General features: G+C 68.5%; 24 protein-coding genes. 20 read left to right on the top strand and 4 right to left on the bottom strand.

The window, feature by feature from the left end; all coding sequences use genetic code 11:
- Nucleotides 1–12 precede the first annotated feature (12 nt).
- The 16 genes from sufC to AC1DCJ_RS18330 all read left to right on the top strand — a co-directional run bounded on the left by sufC (nt 13) and on the right by AC1DCJ_RS18330 (nt 17,373).
- On the top strand, nt 13–777 hold the full coding sequence (sufC, locus tag AC1DCJ_RS18405; protein WP_159495992.1) for a Fe-S cluster assembly ATPase SufC: 765 nt from the start codon (nt 13–15) through the stop codon (nt 775–777).
- Entirely contained in the window at nt 777–2,039 is a 1,263-nt protein-coding gene (sufD, locus tag AC1DCJ_RS18400; RefSeq protein ID WP_478071623.1) for a Fe-S cluster assembly protein SufD, read from the top strand. The genes sufC and sufD overlap by 1 nt, the downstream gene beginning before the upstream one ends.
- Entirely contained in the window at nt 2,036–3,292 is a 1,257-nt protein-coding gene (locus AC1DCJ_RS18395; RefSeq protein ID WP_137188815.1) for a cysteine desulfurase, read from the top strand. The genes sufD and AC1DCJ_RS18395 overlap by 4 nt, the downstream gene beginning before the upstream one ends.
- A gap of 167 nt (nt 3,293–3,459) precedes the next feature.
- Nucleotides 3,460–4,221, top strand: coding sequence for an energy transducer TonB (locus tag AC1DCJ_RS18390; RefSeq protein ID WP_478071622.1), 762 nt, complete (start codon nt 3,460–3,462; stop codon nt 4,219–4,221).
- Between the two features lie 63 nt (nt 4,222–4,284).
- Nucleotides 4,285–4,821 carry a GNAT family N-acetyltransferase gene (locus tag AC1DCJ_RS18385; RefSeq protein WP_478071621.1) on the top strand — a complete coding sequence of 179 codons (537 nt, stop codon included), beginning with the start codon at nt 4,285–4,287 and terminating at the stop codon, nt 4,819–4,821.
- The gene (locus AC1DCJ_RS18380) at nt 4,818–5,150 is read left to right on the top strand and encodes a non-heme iron oxygenase ferredoxin subunit (protein ID WP_141057317.1); all 333 of its coding nucleotides are present in this window, start codon (nt 4,818–4,820) and stop codon (nt 5,148–5,150) included. Before AC1DCJ_RS18385 ends, AC1DCJ_RS18380 begins: the two co-directional genes overlap by 4 nt.
- Before the next feature lie 79 nt (nt 5,151–5,229).
- Nucleotides 5,230–5,622: a hypothetical protein gene (locus tag AC1DCJ_RS18375; protein ID WP_478071620.1), complete on the top strand. Its 393-nt coding sequence runs from the start codon at nt 5,230–5,232 to the stop codon at nt 5,620–5,622.
- 167 nt (nt 5,623–5,789) lie between these two features.
- Nucleotides 5,790–8,111 (top strand): catecholate siderophore receptor Fiu, encoded by a 2,322-nt coding sequence (locus tag AC1DCJ_RS18370; protein WP_478071619.1) that lies wholly within the window; start codon nt 5,790–5,792, stop codon nt 8,109–8,111.
- A gap of 49 nt (nt 8,112–8,160) precedes the next feature.
- On the top strand, nt 8,161–8,847 hold the full coding sequence (locus AC1DCJ_RS18365) for a Fe2+-dependent dioxygenase (RefSeq protein ID WP_313246405.1): 687 nt from the start codon (nt 8,161–8,163) through the stop codon (nt 8,845–8,847).
- A 141-nt stretch (nt 8,848–8,988) separates the two neighbouring features.
- Nucleotides 8,989–9,420 (top strand): hypothetical protein, encoded by a 432-nt coding sequence (locus tag AC1DCJ_RS18360; protein ID WP_478071618.1) that lies wholly within the window; start codon nt 8,989–8,991, stop codon nt 9,418–9,420.
- 151 nt (nt 9,421–9,571) lie between these two features.
- Nucleotides 9,572–12,004, top strand: coding sequence for a TonB-dependent receptor domain-containing protein (locus AC1DCJ_RS18355; protein ID WP_478071617.1), 2,433 nt, complete (start codon nt 9,572–9,574; stop codon nt 12,002–12,004).
- 565 nt (nt 12,005–12,569) lie between these two features.
- Entirely contained in the window at nt 12,570–13,205 is a 636-nt protein-coding gene (locus AC1DCJ_RS18350; RefSeq protein ID WP_102100640.1) for a PepSY-associated TM helix domain-containing protein, read from the top strand.
- A gap of 21 nt (nt 13,206–13,226) precedes the next feature.
- The gene (locus tag AC1DCJ_RS18345; protein WP_313246410.1) at nt 13,227–13,745 is read left to right on the top strand and encodes a DUF2271 domain-containing protein; all 519 of its coding nucleotides are present in this window, start codon (nt 13,227–13,229) and stop codon (nt 13,743–13,745) included.
- Nucleotides 13,746–13,869: 124 nt separating this feature from the next.
- Entirely contained in the window at nt 13,870–14,676 is an 807-nt protein-coding gene (locus AC1DCJ_RS18340; protein ID WP_141057324.1) for a DUF4198 domain-containing protein, read from the top strand.
- Between the two features lie 112 nt (nt 14,677–14,788).
- The gene (locus AC1DCJ_RS18335) at nt 14,789–15,769 is read left to right on the top strand and encodes an FAD:protein FMN transferase (protein ID WP_478071630.1); all 981 of its coding nucleotides are present in this window, start codon (nt 14,789–14,791) and stop codon (nt 15,767–15,769) included.
- A complete protein-coding gene (locus tag AC1DCJ_RS18330) occupies nt 15,766–17,373 on the top strand; it encodes a sulfite reductase subunit alpha (protein ID WP_478071616.1) in 1,608 nt (535 codons plus the stop codon). Before AC1DCJ_RS18335 ends, AC1DCJ_RS18330 begins: the two co-directional genes overlap by 4 nt.
- An 821-nt stretch (nt 17,374–18,194) precedes the next feature.
- On the opposite strand, the gene AC1DCJ_RS18325 is transcribed toward AC1DCJ_RS18330, so the two are convergent.
- The 4 genes from AC1DCJ_RS18325 to AC1DCJ_RS18310 form a co-directional block, all read right to left on the bottom strand.
- Nucleotides 18,195–18,794, bottom strand: coding sequence for a HutD/Ves family protein (locus tag AC1DCJ_RS18325; protein ID WP_478071615.1), 600 nt, complete (start codon nt 18,792–18,794; stop codon nt 18,195–18,197).
- Between the two features lie 14 nt (nt 18,795–18,808).
- Nucleotides 18,809–19,522 (bottom strand): murein L,D-transpeptidase catalytic domain family protein, encoded by a 714-nt coding sequence (locus AC1DCJ_RS18320; protein WP_313424096.1) that lies wholly within the window; start codon nt 19,520–19,522, stop codon nt 18,809–18,811.
- A 26-nt stretch (nt 19,523–19,548) separates the two neighbouring features.
- Nucleotides 19,549–20,616 (bottom strand): L,D-transpeptidase, encoded by a 1,068-nt coding sequence (locus tag AC1DCJ_RS18315; RefSeq protein WP_448135410.1) that lies wholly within the window; start codon nt 20,614–20,616, stop codon nt 19,549–19,551.
- Nucleotides 20,617–21,052: 436 nt separating this feature from the next.
- Nucleotides 21,053–21,382, bottom strand: a complete 330-nt coding sequence (locus AC1DCJ_RS18310; protein WP_236546177.1) for a ComEA family DNA-binding protein — start codon at nt 21,380–21,382, stop codon at nt 21,053–21,055.
- A 199-nt stretch (nt 21,383–21,581) separates the two neighbouring features.
- Between AC1DCJ_RS18310 and AC1DCJ_RS18305 the strand changes: the two genes are divergently transcribed.
- From AC1DCJ_RS18305 to murU, 4 genes are all read left to right on the top strand, one after another.
- Entirely contained in the window at nt 21,582–23,075 is a 1,494-nt protein-coding gene (locus tag AC1DCJ_RS18305) for a M20 family metallopeptidase (RefSeq protein ID WP_478071614.1), read from the top strand.
- A gap of 70 nt (nt 23,076–23,145) precedes the next feature.
- Nucleotides 23,146–23,421: a GlsB/YeaQ/YmgE family stress response membrane protein gene (locus AC1DCJ_RS18300; protein ID WP_038689937.1), complete on the top strand. Its 276-nt coding sequence runs from the start codon at nt 23,146–23,148 to the stop codon at nt 23,419–23,421.
- A 59-nt stretch (nt 23,422–23,480) separates the two neighbouring features.
- Nucleotides 23,481–24,506, top strand: a complete 1,026-nt coding sequence (locus AC1DCJ_RS18295) for an aminoglycoside phosphotransferase family protein (protein WP_478071613.1) — start codon at nt 23,481–23,483, stop codon at nt 24,504–24,506.
- A complete protein-coding gene (gene murU / locus AC1DCJ_RS18290; RefSeq protein ID WP_478071612.1) occupies nt 24,503–25,216 on the top strand; it encodes an N-acetylmuramate alpha-1-phosphate uridylyltransferase MurU in 714 nt (237 codons plus the stop codon). Before AC1DCJ_RS18295 ends, murU begins: the two co-directional genes overlap by 4 nt.
- Nucleotides 25,217–25,451 lie beyond the last annotated feature (235 nt).

Here is a 25,451-nt window from a genome sequence, read left to right as displayed (position 1 = left end):
CGGATTCGTATCATGCTGAAGATCGACAACCTCCACGCCCGCATCGGCGACAAGGAAATCCTCAAGGGCCTCTCGCTGGACGTGAAGCCCGGCCAGGTGCACGCCATCATGGGCCCCAACGGCGCCGGCAAGTCCACCCTGGGCAACGTGCTGGCCGGCCGCGACGGCTATGACGTGAGCGAGGGCAGCGTGCAGTTCGAAGGCCGTGACCTGCTCGAGCTGGCGCCGGAAGAGCGCGCCGCCGCCGGTCTGTTCCTGGCCTTCCAGTACCCGGTGGAAATCCCCGGCGTCAACAACACCTACTTCCTGCGCGCCGCGCTCAACGCCCAGCGCAAGGCGCGTGGCGAGGAAGAACTGGATTCGATGCAGTTCCTCAAGCTGGTCCGCCAGAAGCTGGCCGTGCTGCACCTGAAGGACGAACTGCTGCACCGGGGTGTCAACGAAGGCTTCTCCGGTGGCGAGAAGAAGCGCAACGAGATCTTCCAACTGGCCGTGCTTGAACCCAAGCTGGCGATCCTGGATGAAACCGATTCGGGCCTGGATATCGACGCGCTCAAGAGCGTGGCCGACGGCGTCAACGCGCTGCGCTCGCCGGACCGTTCGTTCATTGTCATCACCCACTACCAGCGCCTGCTCGACTACATCAAGCCGGACGTGGTGCATGTGCTGGCCGACGGCAAGATCGTGCAGACCGGTGGCCCGGAACTGGCCCTGGAACTGGAAGCCCACGGCTACCACTTCCTGAAGGACCGCGTGGTGCCGGAGGCAGCGGTCTGATGAGCGCCCTGCTCGATTCCCTTGCCAGCGGCTTCTGCGGCAGCGACGCGCGCCGCGCCGAACTGGACGCCGCCCTGCAGGCCGGCCTGCCGGGCCCGCGTACCGAAGCCTGGAAGTACACCTCGCTGCGCCAGCTGGAACGCCGCAGCTTCAGCCCGGCGCCCTTGGCTGCCACCGACGTCGACGCCGCGCTGCTGGCCGACATTCCGTCGCCGCGCCTGGTGTTCGTCAACGGCCGTCCGTCGCAGGCACTGAGCGATGTGGCCCCGCTGCCGGCCGGCATCCAGCTGCAGACCCTGTCCTCGGCGCTGGCCGCCGGCGACGACGCCCTGCGCTTTCTCGGCCGCCGTTTCGAGCGCAGCGACGAAGTGTTCGCACGCCTCAACGCCGCCCTCGCCGATGAAGGCGTGGTGGTGCGCGTGGAAGACGGTGCACAGGTCGAACTGCCGCTGCAGCTGGTCTTCATCAGCGTGGCCGGCGAGACCGACCTGTCCTGGCACCATCGCCACCTGATCGAACTGCGCGCCGGCGCTGCGCTCGGCGTGGTCGAACACCACCTGCATGTGGGCGATGCCGCGCACCTGGGCAACACCCTGGTGCATGTGCACCTTGCCCAGGACGCCGTGCTCTCGCACGCCCGCGTGCAGGCCGACAGCGGTCGCGCCACCACCCTGCTGCGCACCGATGCCGTGCTCGCGCGTAACGCGCAGTACCGCCGCATCGACCTGGAACTGGGCGCCGCATTGAGCCGCCACGAGCTCAACGTGCGTCTGGAAGGCGACAACGCCCAGCTCACCGCCAACGGCGTGTTGCTGGGCAATGGCCGCCGCCATATCGATACCCGCCTGGGCATCGAGCACATCGCGCGCGACACGTCCTCGGAAATGGTCTGGCGCGGCGTGGCGGCCAACCGCAGCCGCGTGGTGTTCCATGGTGGCATCCACATCCGCGCCGGCGCCGATGGCACCGATGCCAACCTGTCCAACAAGAACCTGCTGCTGTCGGCCGATGCCGAGATCGATACCCAGCCCACGCTGGTGATCGACGCCGACGAAGTGAAGGCCGCCCACGGTGCCACCGTCGGCCAGCTCGATGCCAACGCCCTGTTCTACCTGCGCTCGCGCGGGTTGGCCGCCGACCAGGCCCAGCAGCTGCTCAGTGCGGCGTTCTGCCATGAACCGCTGAACGCGCTGGACGCCCGCCTGACCGAACAGCTGCGCCGCCAGCTCGACATCGCCCTGGCCCAGGCAGGCGTGGCATGAACCTCTCCACCGCGCGCCCGGCCCCCGATACCGCGGTGGCCCCGGACTGGGACCGCGTCCGCCTGGATTTCCCGCTGTTGATGCGCGAAGTGCACGGCAAGCCGCTGGTGTACTTCGACAATGCCAACACCGGCCAGAAGCCGGTGCAGGTCATTGGCGCGGTGGATGAGTTCTACCGCCGCTACAACGCCAACGTGAGCCGCGCGGTGCATGCGCTGGGCACCGAGGCCACCGATGCCTACGAAGGCGCGCGCGCCAAGCTGGCGCGCTTCCTCAACGTGCGCGCCAGCGAACTGGTGCTGTGCAGCGGCACCACCTTCGCGCTCAACCTGGTGGCCTATTCGTGGGCCCTGCCGCGGTTGAAGGCCGGCGATGTGATCCTGGTGTCGCGCATGGAGCACCATGCCAACATCGTGCCGTGGCAGCTGGTGGCCGAGCGCACCGGTGCCACGATCCGCGTGGCCGAGATCACCCCTGACGGCGCGCTCGACCTGGACGCGCTGCGCCGTGCGATGACCGCCGAGGTCAAGCTGCTTGCCGTGGCGCACGTGTCCAACGTGCTGGGCACGGTCAACCCGGTGCGCGAGATCTGCCGGGAAGCGCGCAAGCGCGGCATCATCACCGTGGTGGACGGCTCGCAGGCCGTGCCGCACCGCAAGGTGGACGTGGCCGCGATCGGCTGCGACTTCTATGCCATCACCGGGCACAAGATGTGTGGTCCCACCGGCACCGGCGCACTGTGGGCACGCCGCGAGCACCTCGACGCGATGCCGCCGTTCATCGGTGGCGGCGAGATGATCAAGGAAGTGAGCTTCGAGGGCACCGTGTTCAACGATGCCCCGCACAAGTTCGAAGCCGGCACCCCGAACATCGCCGGTTTCATCGGCCTGGGCGTGGCGGTGGACTACCTTGAATCGCTCGGCCTGGACCATGTGGAAACACGCGAAACCGAGCTGCTGGCGCACTTCAACGAAGAGCTGGGCAAGATCGACGGCCTGCGCATCTTCGGTACCACGCCGGACAAGGCGGCGGTGGTGTCGTTCCTGATTGAAGGCGCCCACTCGCACGACCTGGCCACCCTGCTGGACCTGGAAGGCGTGGCCGTGCGCTCGGGCCAGCATTGCGCGCACCCGCTGCTGCAGTACTACGGCGTGGCGGCGACTTGCCGTGCATCGCTGGCGTTCTACAACACGCACGAGGAGGTCGAGCGCTTCATCGTGGCGTTGAACAAGGTGCGCAAGCTGCTGGGCTGACAGCAGCCGAACGTTGGGTACCCCGGAACGCCGCGAGAGATCGCGGCGTTCTGCGTTCAGGCGGTCCAGGTGGGCCCAACGTTCGCTCCGCGCACCGTAGCCCAAGGCACGCCGCCAGCGGCCCAACAATGCGATAATGCGAACACTTCTCATTTGCGCACTTGGCGATGTCGTCTCCCCTCCTTCGCACGGGCCAGCCGCACCTCGGGCCGCCGTTGTCGCCCCGCCTGCCGGCGTTCGGCGAACGCCATGCGCGTGCCCTGGCGGCCGGCATCACAGCACTGGCCCATGTCGGCGTCTTCGTTGCCCTGCTCTGGACGCAGGCCTATTCGCCCGCCAACCTGCCCCCACCGCCGGCCGAGCGCACCCAACTGATCCTGCTGCCGCCGCGTGCGCCGGAAGTGCCGCTGGAAGAGATCGTCGCGCCCACGCCCAGCACCGCCGCGTCGGTGGCCAAACAGACGCCGGAACCGCCGCGCCCGCTGCCGCAGACACCGCCGCGCGCCACCGCCAACTGGGTCATTCCGCCGCCCACGCCACCGCAGCCCACCCCCGACTCACCCGCGCCCCAGCAGCAGGAGGCCTCGGTTGCCGCCGCACCGCCCAGCCCGCCGCTGCCCGCCGGCCCCAGCGAAGCCACGCCCGGCCGCGACAGCTGGGAGGGCCGGGTAATGGCGCGCCTGGAGCGCTTCCGGCGTTACCCCAACGCCGCCCGCGCGCGCCGCCAGGAAGGCGTCGCCCAACTGCGGGTCAGCGTGGGCCGCGACGGCAGCCTGCTTGCGCTGTCGCTGGAAGCGACCTCCGGCTTCCCGCTGCTGGACCAGGCCGCGCTGGAAACCTTCCGCCGCGCCGCGCCGTTGCCCAAGGTGCCGGAGGATCGCCCGGCACCGGTGGAGCTGTCGTTCCCGGTGGAGTTTTTCATGCGCTGAATCGCGTGCCAGCCAACGGCCGGTACCTACCCGGCGCCGCGCCCCCCGCCTAGAATGGGCGGCATGAGCACCCTGACCTTCCGCGCGGCCACTGCCGCCGACATCCCCGCCCTGATCACCCTGGTCACTTCGGCCTACCGCGGCGACGCCAGCCGCGCCGGCTGGACCACCGAAGCCGACCTGCTGGACGGCGCCCGTATCGACGCGCAGGGCCTGCAGACCGACCTGGCCAAGCCGCGTTCGACCATCCTGCTGGCCGAACGCGAGGGCCAGCTGGCCGCCTGCGCGCACGTGGCCGACGACAACGGCACGGGCTATTTCGGCATGTTCTCGGTCGACCCCGCCCAGCAGGGTGGCGGCATCGGCAAGCAGATGATGGACGCCGCCGAGGCCCACGCCGCCCGCGAATGGGGCGTGTCGGTGATGCAGATGACCGTGATCGACGTGCGCGAGGAGCTGATCGCCTTCTACGAGCGCCGTGGCTACGCGCGCACCGGAATCAAAAAGCCGTTCCCGTATGGCGATGAGCGCTTCGGCATCCCCAAGCGCGACGACCTGCGCTTTGAAATTCTGGAAAAGCCGCTGGTGGTCCCGGCGTGAGCGACACCTGGACCTTCGTCTGCGCCAGCGCCGACCTGCTGCCGGGCGAGATGAAAAGCACCTTCGACGAGGTCACCGGCACCCCGATCGTGGTGTTCAACCTGGACGGCGAGCTGTACGCCCTGGAAGACCAGTGCACCCACGACGAGTTCGAGCTGTCCTCGGGCACCTTTGACACCGCCGAGGCCAGCATCGAATGCGTGCTGCATGGCGCCCGTTTCGACATCCGCGATGGCCGCGCTCTGTGCGCCCCGGCCTATTCGCCGGTGGCCAGGTTCCCGGTCAAGCGCGAACACGACGGGGTCTGGGCCCGCGACGACCGCGACTGAACAGCGGCGTTTTGAAAATGGGAATTACTAGCATTACCATGTGCGCCGCGGCCGCCTGGCCGCGCCTGCCTGGTAAACCGTGTCCGCCACCCGTTCCGCCCTCGGTGTTGCTGCCCTGTGGACCACGCTCTGCGTGGTGCTGCTGGCCGCCGGCTGGCTGAGTGGCGCACGCGCCAGCGTCCCGCTGGCACCCCCGGCCGTGGCGCTGTCCGTGCTGGCCCTGGCGCCGGTCGATGCCGCCGCCACGCTGCCGCAGGCACCGGCCCCCTGCCCGGAACCCCCGGCCAGTGAACAGGCCGCCACCACCGAAGGCGGTGCCGATCCTGACACCAGCGCTGCGGGTGTAACCCTGCGCCTGCGCCGTACCGCCTGGGTGGCGGTGGTGCCGCTGTGGCCGGCAGATGCGCTGCGCTGGCAGCGGATGGAACCGTCGCTGCGGCTCAACCCCGGCCACGCCCCTCCCCACGCCTGATCCCGCCGCCACGCACCGCGTGGTGGCCCTGCCCTGCCTGCGCGTCGCGCAGCCAGCGGCCGCGCCTGTTTGCCCTGCCCTGCCCTGCCCTGCCTGCACCGCCGATCGGCCCGCCAGATCGCTGCATGCCCCTGCTGCCCTACCTTCGCCCTTCTGGACCGTCCTCCATGATCAAGAGCCGCAAGCACTCTCCCTCTTCGCGCAGCGCCGCCTGCCTGGCCACCGCCGGGCTGGTCACCGGCCTGGGCCTGGCCACGTTGCCCGTCACAGCCCTTGCCCAGTCCAGCACCGCCACGCCGCAGACCCTGGACCAGGTGCACGTGCTCGGGGTGCGCGGCTACAAGGCCGACAAGGTCGCCTCGCCCAAGTTCACCCAGTCGCTGCAGGACACGCCGCAGACCATCCAGGTGATCACCGCCGACCTGTTCAATCAGCAGGGTGCCACCACGCTGACCGATGCACTGCGCAACAGTCCGGGTGTGGGGACGTTCTACGTGGGCGAGAACGGCAACACCAATACCGGCGACAGCATTTTCATGCGCGGCTTCGACACCTCCAGCAGCATCTTCGTGGATGGCGTGCGCGACATCGGCTCGATCTCGCGCGATGTGTTCAATACCGAACAGGTGGAAGTGGCCAAGGGACCGGCCGGTACCGACAACGGCCGTTCCGCCCCCACCGGCGCGATCAACATGGTGAGCAAGCAGGCCACCCTGCATGACGCGGTGTCCGGCACCGTGTCGGCGGGTACCGACAGCCAGGCGCGCACCACCGCCGACTGGAACCAGACCCTGGGCGCTACCAGTGCGCTGCGGCTCAACGCCATGTGGCAGGACAACGACCAGCCCGGCCGCGACCACGTCAACAACAGCCGCTGGGGCATCGCCCCGTCGCTCGCGTTCGGCCTGGGCACCGCCACGCGCTACTACCTGAACCTGCTTTACGTGGAACAGGACAACGTGCCCGACGGCGGCGTGCCCACCCTCGGCCTGCCGGGCTGGACGCCGCAGCCCACGCTGGAGCAGCTGGCCGGCCACCCGGTGGACCCGGAGAACTTCTACGGTACCCGTGCCGACCACGACGATGTCACCGCGAAGATGGCCACGTTCCGCATCGAGCACGACGTCAACGACAACGTCCGCCTGACCAACACCGCACGCTGGGGCCGCACCGACCAGGACTACATGCTGACCGCGTTCATGGGCACCGGCACCCGCGGTGCCAATGGCGCGGCGACCGGCAACATCCGTTACACCTCTGCCGCCGACCTGGGCAGCTACACCCTCGCGCTCAGCCTGCCGACCTTCAAGGACCAGCAGAACACCATCCTTACCGACCAGCTCAACCTGCGCGCCGACTTCGCCACCGGTGCGGTCGCGCACAACCTGAGCACCGGCCTGGAGTTCACCCGCGAAGAACTGAAGAGTTTCGGGCAGGCCGCCACCGGCGGCAGCGTGTGGTCCGCGGCCAACCTGTACGCACCGGACTGGAACGCCACCGGCCTGACCTGGGCCCACAACGGCGCCGACAGCCATGGCAAGACCACGACGTCGTCGGCGTACCTGTTCGACACGCTCACCATCGGCGAGAGCTTCCTGCTCACCGCCGGCCTGCGTGCAGACCACTACAAGACCGACTACCAGAGCGCGTCGGTCTGCGGTGGGCGCGGCCCCGCCTGCGGCAGCAATCCGGTCGGCACGGTGATCCGCAATCCGTCGCTGGCGCAGTCGGACACCCTGCTCAACTGGAAAGTCGGCGCGGTGTACAAGGTCGATGACCTGGTCAGCCTGTATGCCAACTACGCCATCTCGCAGCAGCCTCCCGGTGGCAGCAATTTCCAGCTGAGCGCCTCGGCCAGCAGCGCCGACAATCCCAGCCTGGATCCGCAGAAGGCAACGACGTTCGAGGTGGGCACCAAGTGGAGCTTCCTGGACGACGCACTGGCCTTGAACGTGGCGCTGTTCAAGACCGAGGTCAGCAACGAGATCAACACCCAGGTGCTCGATGACGCCGGCAACCCCACCCAGACCGGCAAGAAGTCGGTGCAGGGCATCGAGGTGTCCACGGTGGGCCGCATCACCGACAACTGGTCGGTGAGCGCCGGCTACAGCCACCTCGATACCGACGTGGAGGAAGGCGCCAACGTTGCCGCCGATGGCACCCGCAACCTGACCTATACGCCGGGCGATACCTTCACCAGCTGGACCAGCTACACCTTCCCGTTCGGCCTGACCCTGGGCGGTGGCGCCCGGTATGCCGGCCAGATGCACCGCGGTACCGATGGCGCGGTGGGCACCCCGGCATTCACCAAGTCCTACACGGTCTACGATGCGGTGGCCTCGTACACCATCAACCCGCACCTGGTGGTGCGCTTGAACGCCTACAACCTGTTCGACAAGCAGTACGTGGCTGCGATCAACAAGAGCGGGTACCGTTACACCCCGGGCGCACCGCGCTCGTTCCTGCTCAGCGCCGACTACCGCTTCTGATGCGTGGGCGGCGCGGGGAGGTTTCCCGCGCCGCGTAGAGGATCCCGCCATGCTGCTGCATGTTCCCGACGTACTGTCCGCCGATGAACTGGCCCATCTGCAGCGCGCGCTTGCGGCGGCGGACTGGGCCGATGGCCGCGAAACGGTCGGGGCACAGGGCGCGCAGGTCAAACGCAACCAGCAACTGCCCGATGCCTCGCCGCTGAAGGCCGAACTGGGACGGGTGGTGCTGGCGGCGCTGGAGCGGCATCCGCTGTTCTTTGCCGCGGCGCTGCCGCTGCGGATCCTGCCCCCGCGCTTCAATCGCTATCAGGGCGGCGGCGAATACGGCCTGCATGTCGACGGGGCGGTGATGATCACCGGCCACGGCGAGCAGCGTGCCCACCTGCGCTCGGATGTGTCCTGCACCTTGTTCCTGAGCCCGCCGGAGGCCTATGACGGCGGCGAACTGGTGGTCAGCGACACCTACGGCGAGCACGAGGTGAAACTGCCTGCCGGCGACCTGGTGGTCTACCCGTCCAGCAGCCTGCACCGGGTCAACGCGGTGACACGCGGTGCCCGGCTTGCCTCGTTCTTCTGGGTACAGAGCATGGTCCGCGACGACAGTGCGCGGCGCATGCTGCTGGAGATGGACAGCGCCATCGAGACGCTGCGCACCGGCGGTGCCGACGCGGCCGCCGTGCTGCAGCTCACCGGCGTGTATCACAACCTGCTGCGCCGCTGGAGCGAGGTCTGATCGCACCGTCGCCTGTCCTGCAGACGGTGCATCACCCTCAATCGCAAATCATTCCCATTTGCACCCGGGAACGTATCTCACTACAATCCCGGCGCGTTGCGTCCCGAAACTCCGGGCCGCCGTAGACCGGACACCCCCCACTTGCGCCACCCGCACCGCCACCGCAGCTTCGCCCCCGCCATGCGCGGGCAGCGCCCGGCGTTGGCGAGCGTGCTGGCCTTGCTGGCTTTGGTGGCGATGCTGCTCACCGGGCTGCCGGTGCTGGAGCACGCTGTGCCGGGCAGCAGCGCCATGGTGCTGCAGATGCCGGTGGAAGAACGCCCGGCTGGCGGCGGCGAAACCGCCGCGCAGGAAGACGCACCGGCCAAGCTGCGCCGCGTGGCCAGCGCCAGGGCGTCAAGCACGCCGCTGCCGCCGTTGCCCGAACCGGTGGATGCACTGGGCGCGCTGATGGCCACCATGATCGCCTTGCCGCCGCAGGTATCGCCGTCTGTTGATTCGGCACCGGCCACGCCGTTGCCGTCGGCCCCGGGGCTGCGCGTACAGCGCGGCCAGGCGCCACCGCAGGGCTGATCCCGCGCATCGCCTGCGGCGCCATCGCGCCGTCGATGCCGATCACCGTCTGTCTGCCCGCCCTGCGGGCCCCTTCCTGATCTGTGGTGCGTGGCGTGGCCTGCTGGCCGCGCCCGCGCGCGTCCGTCTGCTTTCCTTCGAGGTTATTGCCATGGCCCAGCGCCAGCGTCGTTGTACGTCCCTTTCCCGTTGCTCGCTGAGCATTGCCCTGCTCGGCGCGCTCAGTGCCCCGGCCTTCGCCAACGGTGCCGCCGCCGGCTCGCCGACCACCCTGGACAAGGTGGTGGTCACCGCCGCCGGCTTCGAGCAGAAGATCACCGACGCCCCGGCCAGCATCAGCGTGGTCAGCCGCGAGGAACTGAGCAAGCGCCCTTACACCAGCCTGGTGGATGCGCTGCGCGACGTGGAAGGCATCGACGTGGGCATGGAAACCACCGACAAGAACGGCCGCGCCACCATCTCCATGCGCGGCATGCCGTCCGAATACACCCTGGTGCTGATCGACGGCCGCCGCCAGAGCAACGTGGGCCAGCTGTACCCGAACAACTTCGGCGGCGGCCAGTTCGCCTACCTGCCGCCGCTGGATGCGATCGAGCGCATCGAAGTGGTGCGCGGCCCGATGTCCACCCTGTATGGCTCCGATGCGATGGGCGGGGTGATCAACATCATCACCCGGCGCAACCAGGACAGCTGGCACGGCTCGGTCACCCAGGGCTTCACCGTGCAGCAGGACGACCAGTTCGGCGATGCGCGCACCACCGATGTGTATCTGACCGGGCCGTTGCTCAAGGACCGCCTGGCCCTGGCGGTGCGCGGCAGCTACTACGACGCCAAGGCATCAAACCCGGAGTGGGATGACCTGCCGCTGCCGGACGGCACGCTGTGGGAGCGCAGCATCGGCTTCGGCGGTGGCGGCAAGGCGGTGGCCAACACCAACTGGAACACCGGCCTGCGCTTGAACTGGACGATCAACGACGACCACGACCTGAGCCTGGACTACGACGTCTCGCGCCAGAAGTACGACAACAGCGAAGGCCAGACCGGCACCCTGGACAGCGCCGCCAGCCTGTGGCGCGTGGGCAACGCCACCGTTCCCAATCCGAACGGCAACGGCACGGTCACCCGCCGCGTGGTGCAGCCGCGCGTGGGCTACACCGCCTACCAGCGCTATGAGCGCGACCAGCTGGCGCTGAGCCACCAGGGCCGCTACAGCTTCGGCACCTGGCAGACCACGCTGACGCACACCACCAGCAACAACCTGGGCCGCTCCCTGCCGCTGACCCTGGACGAACGCGCGGACCTGCAGACGCTGTGGAACGACGTGTGCGCACGCACCGGCGCGGCGGCCAACTGCGCCGCGGGCCGAGGCAATGCGCTGACCGCCCTGAACGCCAGCGAGCAGGCCCGCCTGCAGGCGTTCCTGCCGCGCCCGCTGCGCACGATGGAGCTGGAAGGCTACGTGCTGGACACGATGCTGGACATGACCTTCGGCGCGCACAAGCTGACCGTGGGTGGCCAGTACAACGACACCGACATGGTGGACGGCGTGTTCGGCATGGACGGCGCCGGCTACCGTGACAACGTCAAGCAGCAGCACCGGATGTGGTCGGTGTTCGCCGAGGACAACTGGTCGCTGACCGACACGCTGACCGCCACGGTGGGCGTGCGCTACGACGACCACAACATCTTCGGCAGCCACGTCAGCCCGCGCGGGTATCTGGTGTGGAACGCCAGCGATGCGTGGACGATCAAGGGCGGGGTGAGCACGGGCTACAAGACCCCGCGCCCGGACCAGCTGTTCCCGGGCGTGACCGGGTTCGGTGGCCAGGGCGTGCTGCCGCTGGTGGGTTCGCCGAACCTGCAGCCGGAAACGAGCACCAACTATGAGGTGGCGGCGTACTACGAAGGCAGCGATTGGGGCTTCAACGTCACCGGGTTCCTCAACAAGTTCGACGACAAGATCGCCAGCGGCGGCACGTTCCCGAACTGCGAAGTGGCCCCGGCCGGCAGCGGGTACTGCGTGGACGTGGGCCCGGGCTGGGCGGCGCTGGGCTACAGCACCTTCAGCCAGAGCGTGAACATCGACAAGGCCGAAACGCGCGGTGTCGAGGCGGCGGCGTACGTGGACCTGCTGGACAGCCTGCAGCTGCGCGGTAACTACACCTACACCACGTCCGAGCAGACGAGCGGCGTGGACAAGGGCAAGCCGGTGGGCGGCACGACCACGCCGGCCCGGCACATGGCCAATGCCAGCCTGAACTGGCAGCTCAACGATGCGGTCAGTCTGTCGCTGATCGGCGAGGGCCGCTACGACCGCTACCGCGACACGCTGGTGGGCAACGTGGGCGGGGTGAGCACGTCGCAGGTGCGCTATTACGAGGACTACACGATCTTCCACCTGGGCGGCAGCTGGAACATCAACCGCTGGCTGACGCTCAATGCGCGGGTCAACAACCTGTTCGACAAGGACTTCGTGTCGCAGTCGTGCGTGTTGATCAGCGACAGCGAATACAACTGCGTGGACGACTACGCGACCAAGGACCAGCGCCGCAGCTACTGGGTTTCGTTGAACGCGAAGTTCTGATTGTTTAGTGCTTCGGGGCTGATGGGTTTCTGAGGTGGGTCGGTGGGGGTGGGGTTATGGGGCACGCTGCAAGTACATCCATGTAAGCTCCGTCGCCGCATCCATGCGGCTCAGGGCCCCATAACCCCACCCCCACCGCCCCCAGACAGGTGGTCGGGGGCCCCGGCGCAGTCAAGGGCGGGGGAGCAAGAGCAAGAGCAAGAGCAAGAGCAACAGCAACAGCAGCCGAGCAACGCTCGGCTCTACCGGATCGCGGCTTGGTTTTTGCCGAGCCATGCTCGGCACCCCTCTCCAGAAAACGGCCAACAGCCCGCTCTTCCTCTGCGCACCGACATTCTGTCCACGGGACGGCGGGTATGGGTTCGCGGGACCCTCCACCGCATGGATGCGGTGGCGGAGCCTACAAGGACGTACTTGCGGCGTGTCCCGTGAACCCATACCCGCCGTCACGCCTCCACAGATCACGGTGCCGCTCTGCTTCTGAGCTTTGGCCCAAACCACCCCACAAATTGCGAACCATTCTCATCAATGGTGTAATTCGCCATTCGATCAAAGCCCATCCCCAGTGCCCACTCCAACCTCCAGCGTGCAGCAGCAACAAAGTCGTGGCTTCTGGCTGCGCACCCTGCACCAGTGGCACTGGATCAGCTCGGCCGTCTGCCTCATCGGCATGCTCCTGTTTGCCGCCACCGGCATCACCCTCAACCACGCCGCCCGGATCGAAGCCACCCCGCAGGTCGTCAACCGCCAGCTGGACCTGCCCGCCGACCTGCTCGCCACGCTCGGCGACCGCGCCGACGGCAACGCGCCCCTGCCCCGTGCCACCGCCCGCTGGCTCGATGCCCAACTGCATATCGCCATCGGCCGCCGCCCCGCCGAATGGTCCGACGGCGAAATCTACCTCTCCATGCCCAGCCCCGGCGGTGACGCCTGGCTCAGCATCGACCGCGACAGTGGCGCCGTCGAATACGAAGCCACCACCCGCGGCTGGGTCTCCTACTTCAACGACCTCCACAAAGGCCGCAACGCCGGTCCCGCCTGGGGCTGGTTCCTCGACGTGTTCGCTGCCGCCTGCCTGGTCTTCTGCATCACCGGCCTCTTCCTGCTCCACCTCCATGCCCGGCAGCGACGCATGACCTGGCCCCTGGTCGGCCTCGGCCTGATGATCCCCCTGCTCATCGCCCTCATCCTCATCCACTGATCGCCCCCACGGAGCCGCACCATGCGCGTCACCCTGACCATCGCCCTGAGCGGCCTGCTCGCCACCAGCCCCGCCTACGCCGCCACCCTCGACATCAACGTCGAAGTGCCCAAGCTCACCGTCGCCGAGTATCACCGCCCCTACGTCGCGGTGTGGCTGGAAGGCGCCGACCAGAAAGTCGCCGCCAACCTCTCTGTCTGGTACCAGCAGACCGGCAACAGCGAAGGCCATGGCACCAAGTGGCTGCCCGACCTGCGCCAGTGGTGGCGCAAGAGCGGCCGCACCCTGGACGTGCCCGTCGACGGCGTCACCGGCCCCACCCGCCCCGCCGGCAAGCAGGCCCTGTCGTTCAACGACAAGCAGCCCGCCCTGAAGGCCCTGGCCCCCGGCAATTACACCCTCGTGGTCGAAGCCGTGCGCGAAGTCGGTGGCCGCGAACTGCTCAAAATCCCCTTCACCTGGCCGGTCACCGCCGCCCAGAACGGCAAGGCGCAGGGCGCCACCGAACTCGGCCTGGTCACCCTCACCGCCAAACCGTGACCCTCCGCCCGTCTTCGCCGGCGGGCACACCACACCCCCGCACCGCCGCGTAGCATCGGCGGTCGGACCGTTCCCCGTTCACCGGGGATGTCCCTCGCACCTGCCCCCTTACATGGAGTTGTTGATGAAGCGCTCGCTCGTCCTAGCCGCCGCCCTGGCCGCCGCACTTCCGTTCTCCGCCCTGGCCCACAAAGCCTGGCTGCAGCCCTCGCAGACCGTCGTCGCCGGCGAGAAGCCGTGGATCACCGTCGATGCGGCCGTGTCCAACGACCTGTTCTACTTCAACCACGTGCCGCTGCGCCTGGACAACCTGATCATCACCGCCCCGGACGGCACCGTCGTGCAGCCGCAGAACGCGGCCACCGGCAAGTTCCGCAGCGTGTTCGATGTCGAGCTCACCCAGCAGGGCACCTACCGCCTGGCCACCGTCAACAACGGCCTGTCGGCCAGTTGGGAAGAAGACGGCAAGCCCAAGCGCTGGCGCGGCACCCCGGCCACCTTCGCCACGGAAGTGCCGAAGAAGGCCAAGAAGCTGCAGGTAGCGCAGTCGGTCGGCCGGGTGGAAACCTTCGTCACCAACGGCACCCCCAACGACACCGCGCTGAAGCCGACCAAGCAGGGCATCGAAATGGTCGCACTGGGTCATCCCAACGATCTGGTTGCCGGTGAAGCCGCCCGCTTCCGCGTGCTGGTCGACGGCAAGCCGCGCGCCGGCCTGGCCTTCGAGATCACCCGCGGCGGCACGCGCTACCGCAACGCCCAGGAAGAGATCAAGGTCACCACCGACAAGAAGGGCGAGTTCAGCGTCACCTGGCCCGAGGCCGGCATGTACTGGCTGGAAACCGGCAGCGAAGACAAGAAGACCTCGCTCAAGCAGGCCAAGACCCGCCGCCTGAGCTACGTGGCTACCCTCGAAGTGCTGCCGCAGTAACCCGCGCAGTTCCGCTTCAGGCCGCACCGGCGGCACGCCCCCTCCCCGGTGGAGGGGGCCCTTGACCAGGATCGATGATGGCGCGGGCCGCATGCCCACCCTGCCCCAGCCCATGAATGACGTACCCCTCGACATCGCCAGCCTCGGTGGCCACACCATGGGCACCACCTGGCAGGTAAAGCTGGTGGTCGCGCGCGCGCGCGATCTGCACCCCCTGCATGCCGGCATCCAGGCCCAGCTCGACGCCATCGTGGCGCAGATGAGCACCTGGGAAGCCAACAGTGATATCGCCCGTTTCAACCGTGCCGTGCCCGGCAGCGCACAGCGCGTGCCCGACCTGTTCGCACGCGTGATGGACGCCGCCGTGGACATCGCCCGCCGCAGCGCGGGTGCCTTCGACCCCACCGTGGGGCCGCTGGTCGCGCTGTGGGGGTTTGGTGCGCACGCGCACGCACAACGCATTCCCGACCCCGCCACGCTGGCCGCCACCCGCGCCCGCTGCGGTTGGCAGCGCCTGCACTGGGCCGACCAGACCCTGCAGCAACCCGGTGGCGTGGAACTGGACCTGTCCGCCATCGCCAAAGGCTTCGGCGTGGACCAGGTCAGCGCCTGGCTGCGCCAGCAGGGCGTGCACGCCGCGCTGGTGGAAGTGGGCGGTGAACTGCACGGCTACGGCCGCAAGCCCGATGGCCAGCCATGGCGCGTACTGGTCGAAGCCGGTCCCGAAGAAGAGGCCAGCAGCACGCTGTCACCGCGGGTGCTCGCACTGGATGACCTGGCCGTGGCCACCTCCGGCGACCGCTGGCACCACTTCGAACAGGACGGCGCGCAGTTCAGCCACACCCTGGACCCGCGCACCGGCGCGCCGGTCACGCGTGCGGCTGCGGCCGTCACCGTGGCCGCACGCGATGCGATGCACGCCGACGGCTGGGCGACCGCGCTGACCGTGATGGGCGTTGCGCAGGGCCTGGCCTTCGCCCGCGAACACGCGCTGGCCGCGCGCTTTGTCAGCCGCGGCGCGCACGGCATTGAAGAACACCTGAGCCCGGCCTTCGCGCAGCTGCTGGATGCACCACAGGCGCCGCGCGCATGAGCCGTCCGTCGCGCGCCACGATCGGCAACGTGCTGGTGATCGCCCTGCTGGCGGTGCTGGCGTGGCTGCTGCTGCGCCTGCATCTGCAGGAACCGTGGTGGCAGGGCGCACCTCTGGCATCGCACTGGCGCATCGCCGCCGCCAGCGTGTTCGGCTATGCCGTGCTCTGCGCCCTGATCTGGTGGCGTGGCCGGCCGCGCGACGATGCCGCGGTGGCAGGCGGGCAGCCACCGCTGCTGCTGGTCTGGGCCAGCCAGACCGGCTTTGCCCAGCAACTGTGCGAACGCAGCGCCGACGCGCTGCGCGCGGCGGGCATACCGGTGCGGCTGCGCGGCTTGCACCAGGTGGACGCCAGCACGCTGCAGCAGGCCACGCAGGTCCTGTTCATCGCCAGCACCACCGGCGAGGGCGATGCGCCCGACCACGCGCTGCCGTTCCTGCGCACGGTGATGCCACAGGCGCTGGCACTGCCGCAGCTGCAGTACGGCGTGCTGGCACTGGGCGACCGCAGCTACGGGCACTTCTGCGCGTTCGGCCACCAGCTGGATGCGTGGTTGCGCCAGCACGGTGCGCACCCGTTGTTCGACACCGTGGAAGTGGACAACGCCGACCCGGCTGCGCTGCGCCACTGGCAGCAGCTGCTGGGCCAGCTCGGCGGTACCACCACCGACCTGCCCGACTGGACCCCGGCCGATTACCTGCACTGGCAGCTGCGCAGCCGCACGCTGGAAAACCCGGGCAGCCCCGGTGCCGGCACCTGGCGCGTATCGCTGGTGCCCGCCGACGGCGTCCTGCCCGCGTGGCAGGCCGGCGACGTGGTGGAAATCGGCCCGCGGCATGCGCCCGCCGCGGTGGATGCGTGGCTGGCGGCCACCGCGCTGGACGGCACGCAGCAGATCGACGGCGACACCCTGCACACGCACCTGTCGCGCGCGCATCTGCCCGATGCCGATGAAACACCGGGCAACGATGCGGCGGCGTTGGTCGCGTCATTGCGCCCGCTGCCACACCGCGAATACTCCATCGCCAGCATGCCCGGCGAAGGTCACGTGCAGCTGCTGCTGCGCCGGCAACTGCTTCCGGACGGCACGCCCGGCCTGGGCAGCGGCTGGTTGTGCGACCACGCCGCGCTCGGCGGCCGCATCGACCTGCGCTTCCGCAGCAACCCGAATTTCCATGCCCCTGCGCCGGACGCCCCGCTGATCCTGATCGGCAACGGCACCGGCATCGCCGGCCTGCGCGCGCACCTGCGTGCCCGCATCGACGCCGGCGCGCGGCGCACCTGGCTGCTGTTCGGCGAGCGCACGCAGGCGCACGACTTCTACTTTGGCGACGAACTGACCGCCTGGCAGCAGGCCGGTTGGATCGAACACCTGGATACGGTGTTCAGCCGCGACGGCGGCGAGCACCGCTACGTGCAGGATCGCCTGCAGGCCCACATCGACCGGCTGTGGGAGTGGTCACGCGAAGGCGCCACGATCCTGGTCTGCGGCAGCCTGCAGGGCATGGCCCCGGCCGTGGACGCGGTGATCGAACGCGCGTTGGGCCGCGAAGGCAAGGAAGCGCTCATCGTGGCCGGCCGCTACCGGCGCGACGTGTATTGAGTGCACGGACGCGCCGCGCGCCGGTGACGTTGGTTGCCAAACGACCGCCGATGACCTTTCGCACAACCACCGGCTCCCAATCAACCGCCGATGACCGTTGGCACAACCACCGGTAGGGTCGGTTCCCAAACGACTGCCCATAACGGTGATCGCCGCGGCGAACGCATGACCCGCAACGGGGCCACCTTCGACACAGGTCATGCCATCACCGAACGCTGCACACGCTATCGGCAGTCGATCGGGATGCGACCCTACCAGGGCAGATCACGCCGCTACCGGCCCCAATAAACGGCCGATGACCTCTCGCGCCGCCACCGGCCTCCAAACGACCGCCGATGACCTTCCGCACCATCGCCGGCTCACAATCAACGGCCGATGACCGTTTGCAGGACCACCGGTAGGGTCGGTTCCCAAACGACTGCCCATAACGGTGATCGCCGCGGCGAACGCATGACCCGCACCGGGGCCGCCTTCGACACAGGTCATGCCACCACCGAACGCTACACACGCTATCGGCAGTCGATCGGGATGCGACCCTACCAAGGGACATCACTCCGCCACCGCCCCCAATGAACGGCCGATGACCTCTCGCGCCGCTACCGGCCTCCAAGCAGCCGCCGATGACCTTCCGCGCCACCGCCGGCTCACATTCGACGGCCGATGACCGTTTGCACGACCTCCGGTAGGGTCGGTTCCCAAACGACTGCCGATGACGGTGATCGCCGCGGCGAACGCATGACCCGCAACGGGGCCGCCTTCGACACAGGTCATGCCACCACCGAACCCTGCACACGCTATCGGCGGTCGATCGGGATGCGGCCCTACCGCGGGCTCAGTCGGATCGCGAGCAGTTCACCGCCGCCACGCAACGCGTATCGCGTGCGCGGGCCAGCCGCCAGCCAGGCGGTGTCGCCGGCTTCCATTGGCGGCAGGTCGGTGTCGCCGTCGAACTGCGCCTGCCCGGCCAGCAAATGGATCGCCCATGCCGTGGCCGGTTCGGTGAAGAAGAACATGCTGCCCACCAGCGGTCGGTGCAGCAGTTCGGCCTCCAGCGCGTCGCGGCGCCACATCAGGTTGAAGTCGTGGGTGAGCCCGTCCACCAACTCGCCGTGGATCTCCGCTTCGCCGGCAAAACGCACCCGGTCGTGCGGCGGCAGCAGCGTCTGCACGGCCCCGTCGGCGAAGCGCAGGCGCAGGCCTTCGCCGCGCAGCAACACCAGCTCGCGCTCGATACCGGGGAACGAAGAAAACGCCGCGTCCTGCTCGATCTCGGCGATCGACAGGCGCACCTGCCAGTCATCGGTGTCGGGCACGCGCAGGATTTCCCGCGTCCAGCCCAGCCCATTGCGCCAGCGCTCGCGGCGGTACTCGAAACTTGGAATCACGCGCGTGGCCGCGCTCAGGACAGGGTCGGTCGACATGCCCGCATTGTGCCTCAGCCAGCGCGGCCGCCGCAGTCCGGACCCAGCAGCTGCGAGCGCGCCAGCCAGTCCTTGTCGGGGTAGTAGGCGAACACCATCGCGCCGTCACGCAGGCTGTTGATGAGCGGCTTGGCCACGGTCAGCCGTACTGCCGGGCAGCCGAGACTGCGGCCGAGCCGGCCCTGCAACCGGGCCATCGTCGGGTTCACGTACGGGGCGCCGTGGATGACGATGGCGCGGTCGCGCGCTTTGTCGTTGAAGCCCGGCTCCAGCCCTTCCAGGCGCAATGAATACCCATTGCCGCCCATGTACGTTTCCTTGGCAGTGAACGCACCCAGGCTGGACATGAAGCTGCCATCGCGATTGGAAAAATGTTCGGTCTGGTTGCCGCCGCTGTTGCGGCCGTGCGCCACCCATTCCTCGAACAGCAGTTTCTGCCGGGTCAGGTCGAACACCCACATGCGCTGCTCGGTGGACGGGCGCGAGTAGTCGATCACGCTCAGCCGGGTCGGGTCGATGCCCAGTTCCGGCCGCCGCAGTGCGCAGGTCATCGCCTTGGCCGCCAGCTGCAGCACCTTGCGGTCGGCGCCCGGCGCCGCGCGCGCCAGCATGTCGGCCAGCTGTGCCGGCGGCAACGGGGCCGGCGCGGCAGCGGCGCATGCGCCCACGGCCGACCCGGCCAGCGCCAGCCCGCACAGGGCAGTTCGAGTTATCCGGGTCACGCGCATGGACGACATACCAGCAGGGCCAATCCCTACAAGGTGGACCCACCCGCGTCCGATTCCAACACCGGCTGCAGGTTCTGTTCATCGGCCACCGGGCGTACCGCCGGCAGGCTGGTCACCAACAGCGTGGTGCCCGGCACGAGCGCCTTGTACAGCTGCTCGGCAAATTCCGGCGGCAGCGCCATCGGCAGGCTGGGCGTGGCCAGCAGGTCCGGGCTGGCGTTGCCGGCGCTCTGCCCCAGCAACGGGTAGGCGGTCCACTTGTGCAGGCGCTGGTGTGCGTCCAGCGGGCTGGGCACGTCCGAGTAGCCCTGCTGCATCACGAACAGGGTGGTGCCCTCGAACGCCGGCAGCGCCTTGGCCTCCAGCCGCGACTCGCCAATCAGCACGCCATCGCGCAGCACGTACAGGCGCTGGTCGTGCAGGCTGACCAGGATGCCCACCTGGCCACTCGGCGCGGCCGCGTCGTTCCAGTAATGCGCCGGCGCATCGGTGGTTTCCACCAACGGCTTGCCGGTGCTGTTCACCGGGGCCAGCACCGCCGGGTAGGCCAGCGTCATCGGCGCGCTCTTGGCGTCGGCCACCACCACGGTGTCGCCGCGCTTGGTTTCACCGAACAGCTTCTGTGCGAACGCCTGCGGCAGGCGCACGCAGCCGTGCGAGGCCGGGTGCCCGGGCAGGTTGCCACCGTGCAGGGCGATGCCGTCCCAGGTCAGCCGCTGCATGTAGGGCATCGGCGCACTGTTGTAGAGGTTGGACTTGTGGTCCTTGTCCTTCTGCAGAATGGTGAACACCCCGGTCGGGGTTTCATGCCCGGTCTTGCCCGAGCTGATCGTGCTCAGGCCGATGGCGATGCCGTTGCGGTACACATAGGCGCGCTGCTCGTCCAGGCTCACCACCAGCACGATCGGCCCGGCCGGCGAGATTTCCGGATGCCAGAGAAATTCGCCCGGCTTGAGATCGGTGGGCCCGCGCGGTGCGGCGATGGATTTTTCGGCGGCGGCGCCGGCCGGCGGTGCAGCGACCGCGGCCGAGCAGAGTCCGCTGGCGAACAGGGTGGCCAAGGCCAGGGTAAGCAACGCGCGGCGTGGTGCCATGGGGTCATTCCATCCAGTGATGCGACGACGCTACACCAACGCGCTGCATGAAACAGGTGTTCGCAGGGTCGGGCGCGGCCGCCGCGCAGGGTGTGGCGCCAGCGGCGCGAGCACACCACGCCGTCCAAAAAGAAATTGCCCGGCCACGCATCCCTGCGCAGTACCGGGCAATCGTCACATCCTTGTCGGCATCCCGCCTTCCCCCTGTGCATCCTGCCCAGTATGGGTGCCGGCCATGCTCCCTGCACTCGGCCGTATTCTGTTCCGCCATCACAGCCCTTCCCGGGTCTGGATGCCACCGTCCTGGTGGATCCGCGCCATTCCTTCCGCGCCCGCATCCCTGCGCACCGCGTCCCTGCGTATGTCGGTGTCACCGCGCGTCCTGCGCGGCAACCAGTGACAGGCTCCCTGCCCGTCCCCGACCTGTCCTGTCTGGTCAGCGCCTCGGTACGGATGCCGGCAACGCCCTCCTGGGCGGTTCCGCGGCGGGACTCTTCATGATCCCCGTCGTCATCCGTTGTCGATTCCGTTCGACCGTTGCTGTCCCTATCCCCTTCACCCGCGTCAAATCCTCGACGCGAAGGAAGTGGCCGTGTTGTCGCCGGTACGCGACGATCGCCTCGGCCTTGTGTGGCCCCACGTTCGTCAGTCCCTGCTGCAGCGTCGACGCATCTGCTGTATTGATGTCGATCCGGTCGGATGCTTGCGCAGCCCCCATCAGCAACAGTCCCAGCACCAGCGCCTTACACGAAAACCAAGGCCCCACCTTGCTACTCCTTGTGGCTCGGAACCGGTGCCTGCCGGCTATCCCGTCGGAAGCTCCAGCGTGCCTCGCCACATACACACAGCCTATCGTCCACAGCGGCTTCACACAGCCAGCCAAATACCTGACGTTGTGTAGGGAAATCCCTACCCCTGCTCCGGGCGTAGAATGTGAGGACTTGCCAATGCATCCGGAGTGTCAGATGGACAGCACCAAACTCGGCCAATTCGTCAGTGAGAAGTGGGACAGCGAAATCATCCCGCAATTGGTCGATTACATCCGTATTCCCAACAAATCGCCGATGTTCGACGCAGATTGGGTGGCCAATGGGTACATGGAGCAGGCCGTAACCCTGATGGAAACCTGGGCCCGTGCCCAGAATCTCCCGGGCCTGACGGTGGAGGTGGTGCGCCTGGAAGGCCGCACGCCGCTGCTGCTGCTGGAAATCCCCGCCTCCGGCGCCGAGACCGGCGACGACACCATCCTGCTGTACGGCCACCTGGACAAGCAGCCGGAAATGACCGGCTGGGACGACGACCTGGGCCCGTGGATTCCGGTGCTGCGCGGCGACAAGCTGTACGGCCGCGGCGGCGCCGACGACGGTTACGCCATGTTCGGTTCGCTGGCCGCCGTGCTGGCGCTGCAGGAACAGGGCCTGCCGCATGCGCGCTGCGTGGTGCTGATCGAAGCCTGCGAAGAATCGGGCAGCTACGACCTGCCGGCCTACGTGGACCACCTGGCCGACCGCATCGGCAAGCCGTCGCTGGTGGTGTGCCTGGATTCGGGCTGCGCCAACTACGACCAGCTGTGGTGCACCACCTCGCTGCGCGGCCTGACCGGCGGCAACTTCTCGGTGAAGGTGCTCAACGAAGGCGTGCATTCCGGCGATGCCTCCGGTGTGATCCCGTCCAGCTTCCGCCTGCTGCGCCAGCTGCTGTCGCGCATCGAGGACGAGAACACCGGCCGCATCCTAATCGACGGCATGAATGTCGAGATCCCGGCCGAGCGCCTGGAACAGGCCAAGCGCGCCGCCGATGTGGTGGACACCGCGATCTTCGAGAAATTCCCGATGGTCGACGGCCTCAAGCCGATGAACGAAGACCTCACCGAGCTGGTGCTCAACCGCACCTGGCGCCCGGCGTTGTCGGTGACCGGCGTGGACGGCATGCCGCCGCTGGCGTCGGCCGGCAACGTGCTGCGCCCGCATACCGCGGTGAAGCTGTCGCTGCGCCTGCCGCCCACCGCCGACGGCAAGGCCTGCGGCGAGCTGCTCAAGGAAGCGCTGCTGCGCGACCCGCCGAACGGTGCGGAAGTAAAGCTGGACCTGGAAAAGGCCTCCAGCGGCTGGAACGCCCCGGCCATGGCGCCGTGGCTGACCCAAGCCATCGACGATGCCAGCCAGACTTTCTTCGGCAAGCCGGCGATGTACATGGGCGAAGGCGGCTCGATCCCGTTCATGGGCATGCTGGGTGAGAAGTTCCCCGGCGCGCAGTTCATGATCACCGGCGTGCTCGGCCCGCATTCCAACGCGCATGGCCCCAACGAGTTCCTGCACATTCCGATGGGCAAGAAGGTCACCGCGTGCGTGTCCAAGGTGATCAGCGAGCACTACGCGGCCAGCCTGCGCGGCGAGACCAGCGGTTCGCCGGTGGCCGCCGACAGCGGCACCCGCCACGGCGGCCACGGCTGCTGCTGATTGCGTGATGCCGTGACGGACGCAGCCTGGCCTTGCTAGGCTGCGTCCATCCTTCGACGGCGCAGATGGCATGAACGGACTGTTTGGCAGCACCAGCTGGCTCTACATCATCCTGGTCGGCTTCGTGGTCGGCCTGCTCGGGCGCTTCTTCATGCCCGGCAACAACCGCATGGGCTGCCTGCTGACCATCGTGCTGGGCATCGTCGGCGCACTGCTGGCCGGCTGGTTCGGCCAGTACATGGGCTGGTATGCCGCCGGTGAGCCGGCCGGCTTCCTCGGCGCGGTCCTTGGTGCGGTGGCCGTGCTCGCCGTGCTGCGGCTGGTCAGCGGCGGCGACAAGCGCTGAGCCCGCGCACGTTTCCCCTTCCCCTGGCGCCACCCGGTGCCGCTTCGACGTACCTGTCCATGAACGATCCTGCTTCCGATCCCCTGCGTGCCGAACTGCGCCGCCAGTGGGCCAGCACCGCGCTGAACGACCCGCAGCTGGCGCTCGACCGCGCCTCGGTCGACGCCGGGTTCCGCAGCTACTGGCGTGCCACCAGCACGCGCGGCAGCCACATCGTGATGGACTCCCCGCCCGGGCTGGAGGACGTGCGCCCGTGGCTGCGCATGCACGACCTGCTGGAACCCAATGGCGTGCGCGTACCGCAGGTGCTCGAGCGCGATGTCGAGCAGGGCTTCCTGCTGCTGGAAGACCTGGGCGGGCCCACGCTGGCCCGGCACATCGACGACCGCAATGCCGATGCATGGTTCGATGCCGCGTTCGCGCAGCTGATCCGCCTGCAACAGATTCCCGTGCCCGAGGGCATGGGCAGCTTCGGTGAGGCGCTGCTGCAGCGCGACGCCGGGCTGTTTGACGAATGGTTCCTGCAGCGCCACCTGGGCCTGCAGCTGGACTGTGGCGAGCTGGAGCAGCTGCAGCTGGTGCACCGGCGGCTGATGGACAACGCGCTGAACCAGCCGCAGGTGCTCACCCACCGCGACTTCATGCCGCGCAACCTGATGCCGGTCGACGGCGGCCCGGCCGTGCTGGACTTCCAGGACCTGGTGCGCGGGCCGATCGCCTACGACCCGGTGAGCCTGTTCAAGGATGCGTTCCTGAGCTGGCCGCTGGCCAAGGTGGATGCGTGGCTGGCGCGCTACCACGCCCAGGCGCTGGCCGCGGGCCTGCCGGTGCGGCCGTGGCCGCAGTTCCTGCGCGACGCCGACTGGATGGGCGTGCAGCGCCATCTGAAGATCCTTGGCCTGTTCGTGCGCCTGCGCGACCGCGATGGCAAGGGCCACTATTTCGACGACGCGCCGCGCTTCATCGCCTACCTGGACGAAGTGCTGCCGCGCCATCCCGAACTGGCCGCGCTGGACGACCTGCTGCAGCGGCGCATCAAACCGGCGATGGCGCAGCTGGCCAGCCCGGTGTTGGCGCGCCCATGAAGGCACTGATCTTCTCGGCCGGTAAAGGCGAGCGCATGCGCCCGCTGACCCTGCACACGCCCAAGCCGCTGCTGCTGGCCGGCGGCAAGCCGCTGATTGCCTGGCATCTGGAAAAGCTGGCCGCTGCGGGCGTCCGTGAGGTGGTGGTCAACACCTCGTGGCTGGGCGGGCAGTTCGCCCCCGCCTTGGGCGACGGCACGCGCTGGGGCCTGCGCCTGCACCTCATCGAGGAAGGCCCGATGCCGCTGGAAACCGGCGGCGGCATCCTCAACGCCTTGCCGCTGCTCGGCGATGCGCCGTTCCTGGTGGTCAACGGCGATGTCTGGACCGACCTGGATTTCAGCACGCTGCCGCAAACACCGGCGGGCGATGCGCACTTGGTGCTGGTCGACAACCCGGTCCAGCATCCGCGCGGCGATTTCATCCTGCATCCCGATGGCCGCGTTGATGACGATGGCGACGCCGCACGCCTGACCTACGCCGGCATCGGCGTGTACCGCCCGGCCATCCTTGACCGCTGGCGCGCGGTGATCGGCGCCACCGCCGGCGCGGCGGCCCAACCGCCGCAGTTCGGCCTGGCCCCGCTGCTGCGCCATGCCATGGCCGAGGGCCGCGTGAGCGGGCAGCACCACCGCGGGCGCTGGACCGACGTCGGCACGCCGGAGCGTCTGGCGCAGCTGGACGCCCAGTTGCAATCCCCGCACGGGTAGCGCCGCGAGCACCAGGCGCCGTCCATGTCACCTGGATGCGGTCCCGGCACGGCCAATACCGCGAAGAGATGCAATCCTGGCACGACAATGCGGCGAACGACCGGCCGGTAGGGTCGGTTCCCAAACGACCGCCGATGACCGGGAACGGCGCGGCGAACGCATGACCTGCAGCCGAAGCCGCCGTTGATCCAATGTCATGCCACCAAAGAACGGTGCGGGCATATCGGCAGTCGAT

The organism is Stenotrophomonas sp. 10N36 (genome assembly GCF_056395005.1).
This window is presented reverse-complemented; position numbering and strand designations above follow the sequence as displayed.

Excerpts from the sequence above, each read along its gene's own strand:
- AC1DCJ_RS18345 (WP_313246410.1), top strand. The coding sequence starts at position 13,227 with ATGCGCGTCACCCTGACCATCGCCCTGAGCGGCCTGCTCGCCACCAGC.
- AC1DCJ_RS18370 (WP_478071619.1), top strand. The coding sequence starts at position 5,790 with ATGATCAAGAGCCGCAAGCACTCTCCCTCTTCGCGCAGCGCCGCCTGC.
- murU (WP_478071612.1), top strand. The coding sequence starts at position 24,503 with ATGAAGGCACTGATCTTCTCGGCCGGTAAAGGCGAGCGCATGCGCCCG.
- AC1DCJ_RS18395 (WP_137188815.1), top strand. The coding sequence starts at position 2,036 with ATGAACCTCTCCACCGCGCGCCCGGCCCCCGATACCGCGGTGGCCCCG.
- AC1DCJ_RS18305 (WP_478071614.1), top strand. The coding sequence starts at position 21,582 with ATGGACAGCACCAAACTCGGCCAATTCGTCAGTGAGAAGTGGGACAGC.
- AC1DCJ_RS18365 (WP_313246405.1), top strand. The coding sequence starts at position 8,161 with ATGCTGCTGCATGTTCCCGACGTACTGTCCGCCGATGAACTGGCCCAT.
- AC1DCJ_RS18390 (WP_478071622.1), top strand. The coding sequence starts at position 3,460 with ATGTCGTCTCCCCTCCTTCGCACGGGCCAGCCGCACCTCGGGCCGCCG.
- AC1DCJ_RS18330 (WP_478071616.1), top strand. The coding sequence starts at position 15,766 with ATGAGCCGTCCGTCGCGCGCCACGATCGGCAACGTGCTGGTGATCGCC.
- AC1DCJ_RS18355 (WP_478071617.1), top strand. The coding sequence starts at position 9,572 with ATGGCCCAGCGCCAGCGTCGTTGTACGTCCCTTTCCCGTTGCTCGCTG.
- AC1DCJ_RS18325 (WP_478071615.1), bottom strand. The coding sequence starts at position 18,794 with ATGTCGACCGACCCTGTCCTGAGCGCGGCCACGCGCGTGATTCCAAGT.
- AC1DCJ_RS18335 (WP_478071630.1), top strand. The coding sequence starts at position 14,789 with ATGAATGACGTACCCCTCGACATCGCCAGCCTCGGTGGCCACACCATG.
- AC1DCJ_RS18300 (WP_038689937.1), top strand. The coding sequence starts at position 23,146 with ATGAACGGACTGTTTGGCAGCACCAGCTGGCTCTACATCATCCTGGTC.
- AC1DCJ_RS18340 (WP_141057324.1), top strand. The coding sequence starts at position 13,870 with ATGAAGCGCTCGCTCGTCCTAGCCGCCGCCCTGGCCGCCGCACTTCCG.
- sufD (WP_478071623.1), top strand. The coding sequence starts at position 777 with ATGAGCGCCCTGCTCGATTCCCTTGCCAGCGGCTTCTGCGGCAGCGAC.
- AC1DCJ_RS18315 (WP_448135410.1), bottom strand. The coding sequence starts at position 20,616 with ATGGCACCACGCCGCGCGTTGCTTACCCTGGCCTTGGCCACCCTGTTC.
- AC1DCJ_RS18385 (WP_478071621.1), top strand. The coding sequence starts at position 4,285 with ATGAGCACCCTGACCTTCCGCGCGGCCACTGCCGCCGACATCCCCGCC.
- sufC (WP_159495992.1), top strand. The coding sequence starts at position 13 with ATGCTGAAGATCGACAACCTCCACGCCCGCATCGGCGACAAGGAAATC.
- AC1DCJ_RS18295 (WP_478071613.1), top strand. The coding sequence starts at position 23,481 with ATGAACGATCCTGCTTCCGATCCCCTGCGTGCCGAACTGCGCCGCCAG.
- AC1DCJ_RS18320 (WP_313424096.1), bottom strand. The coding sequence starts at position 19,522 with ATGCGCGTGACCCGGATAACTCGAACTGCCCTGTGCGGGCTGGCGCTG.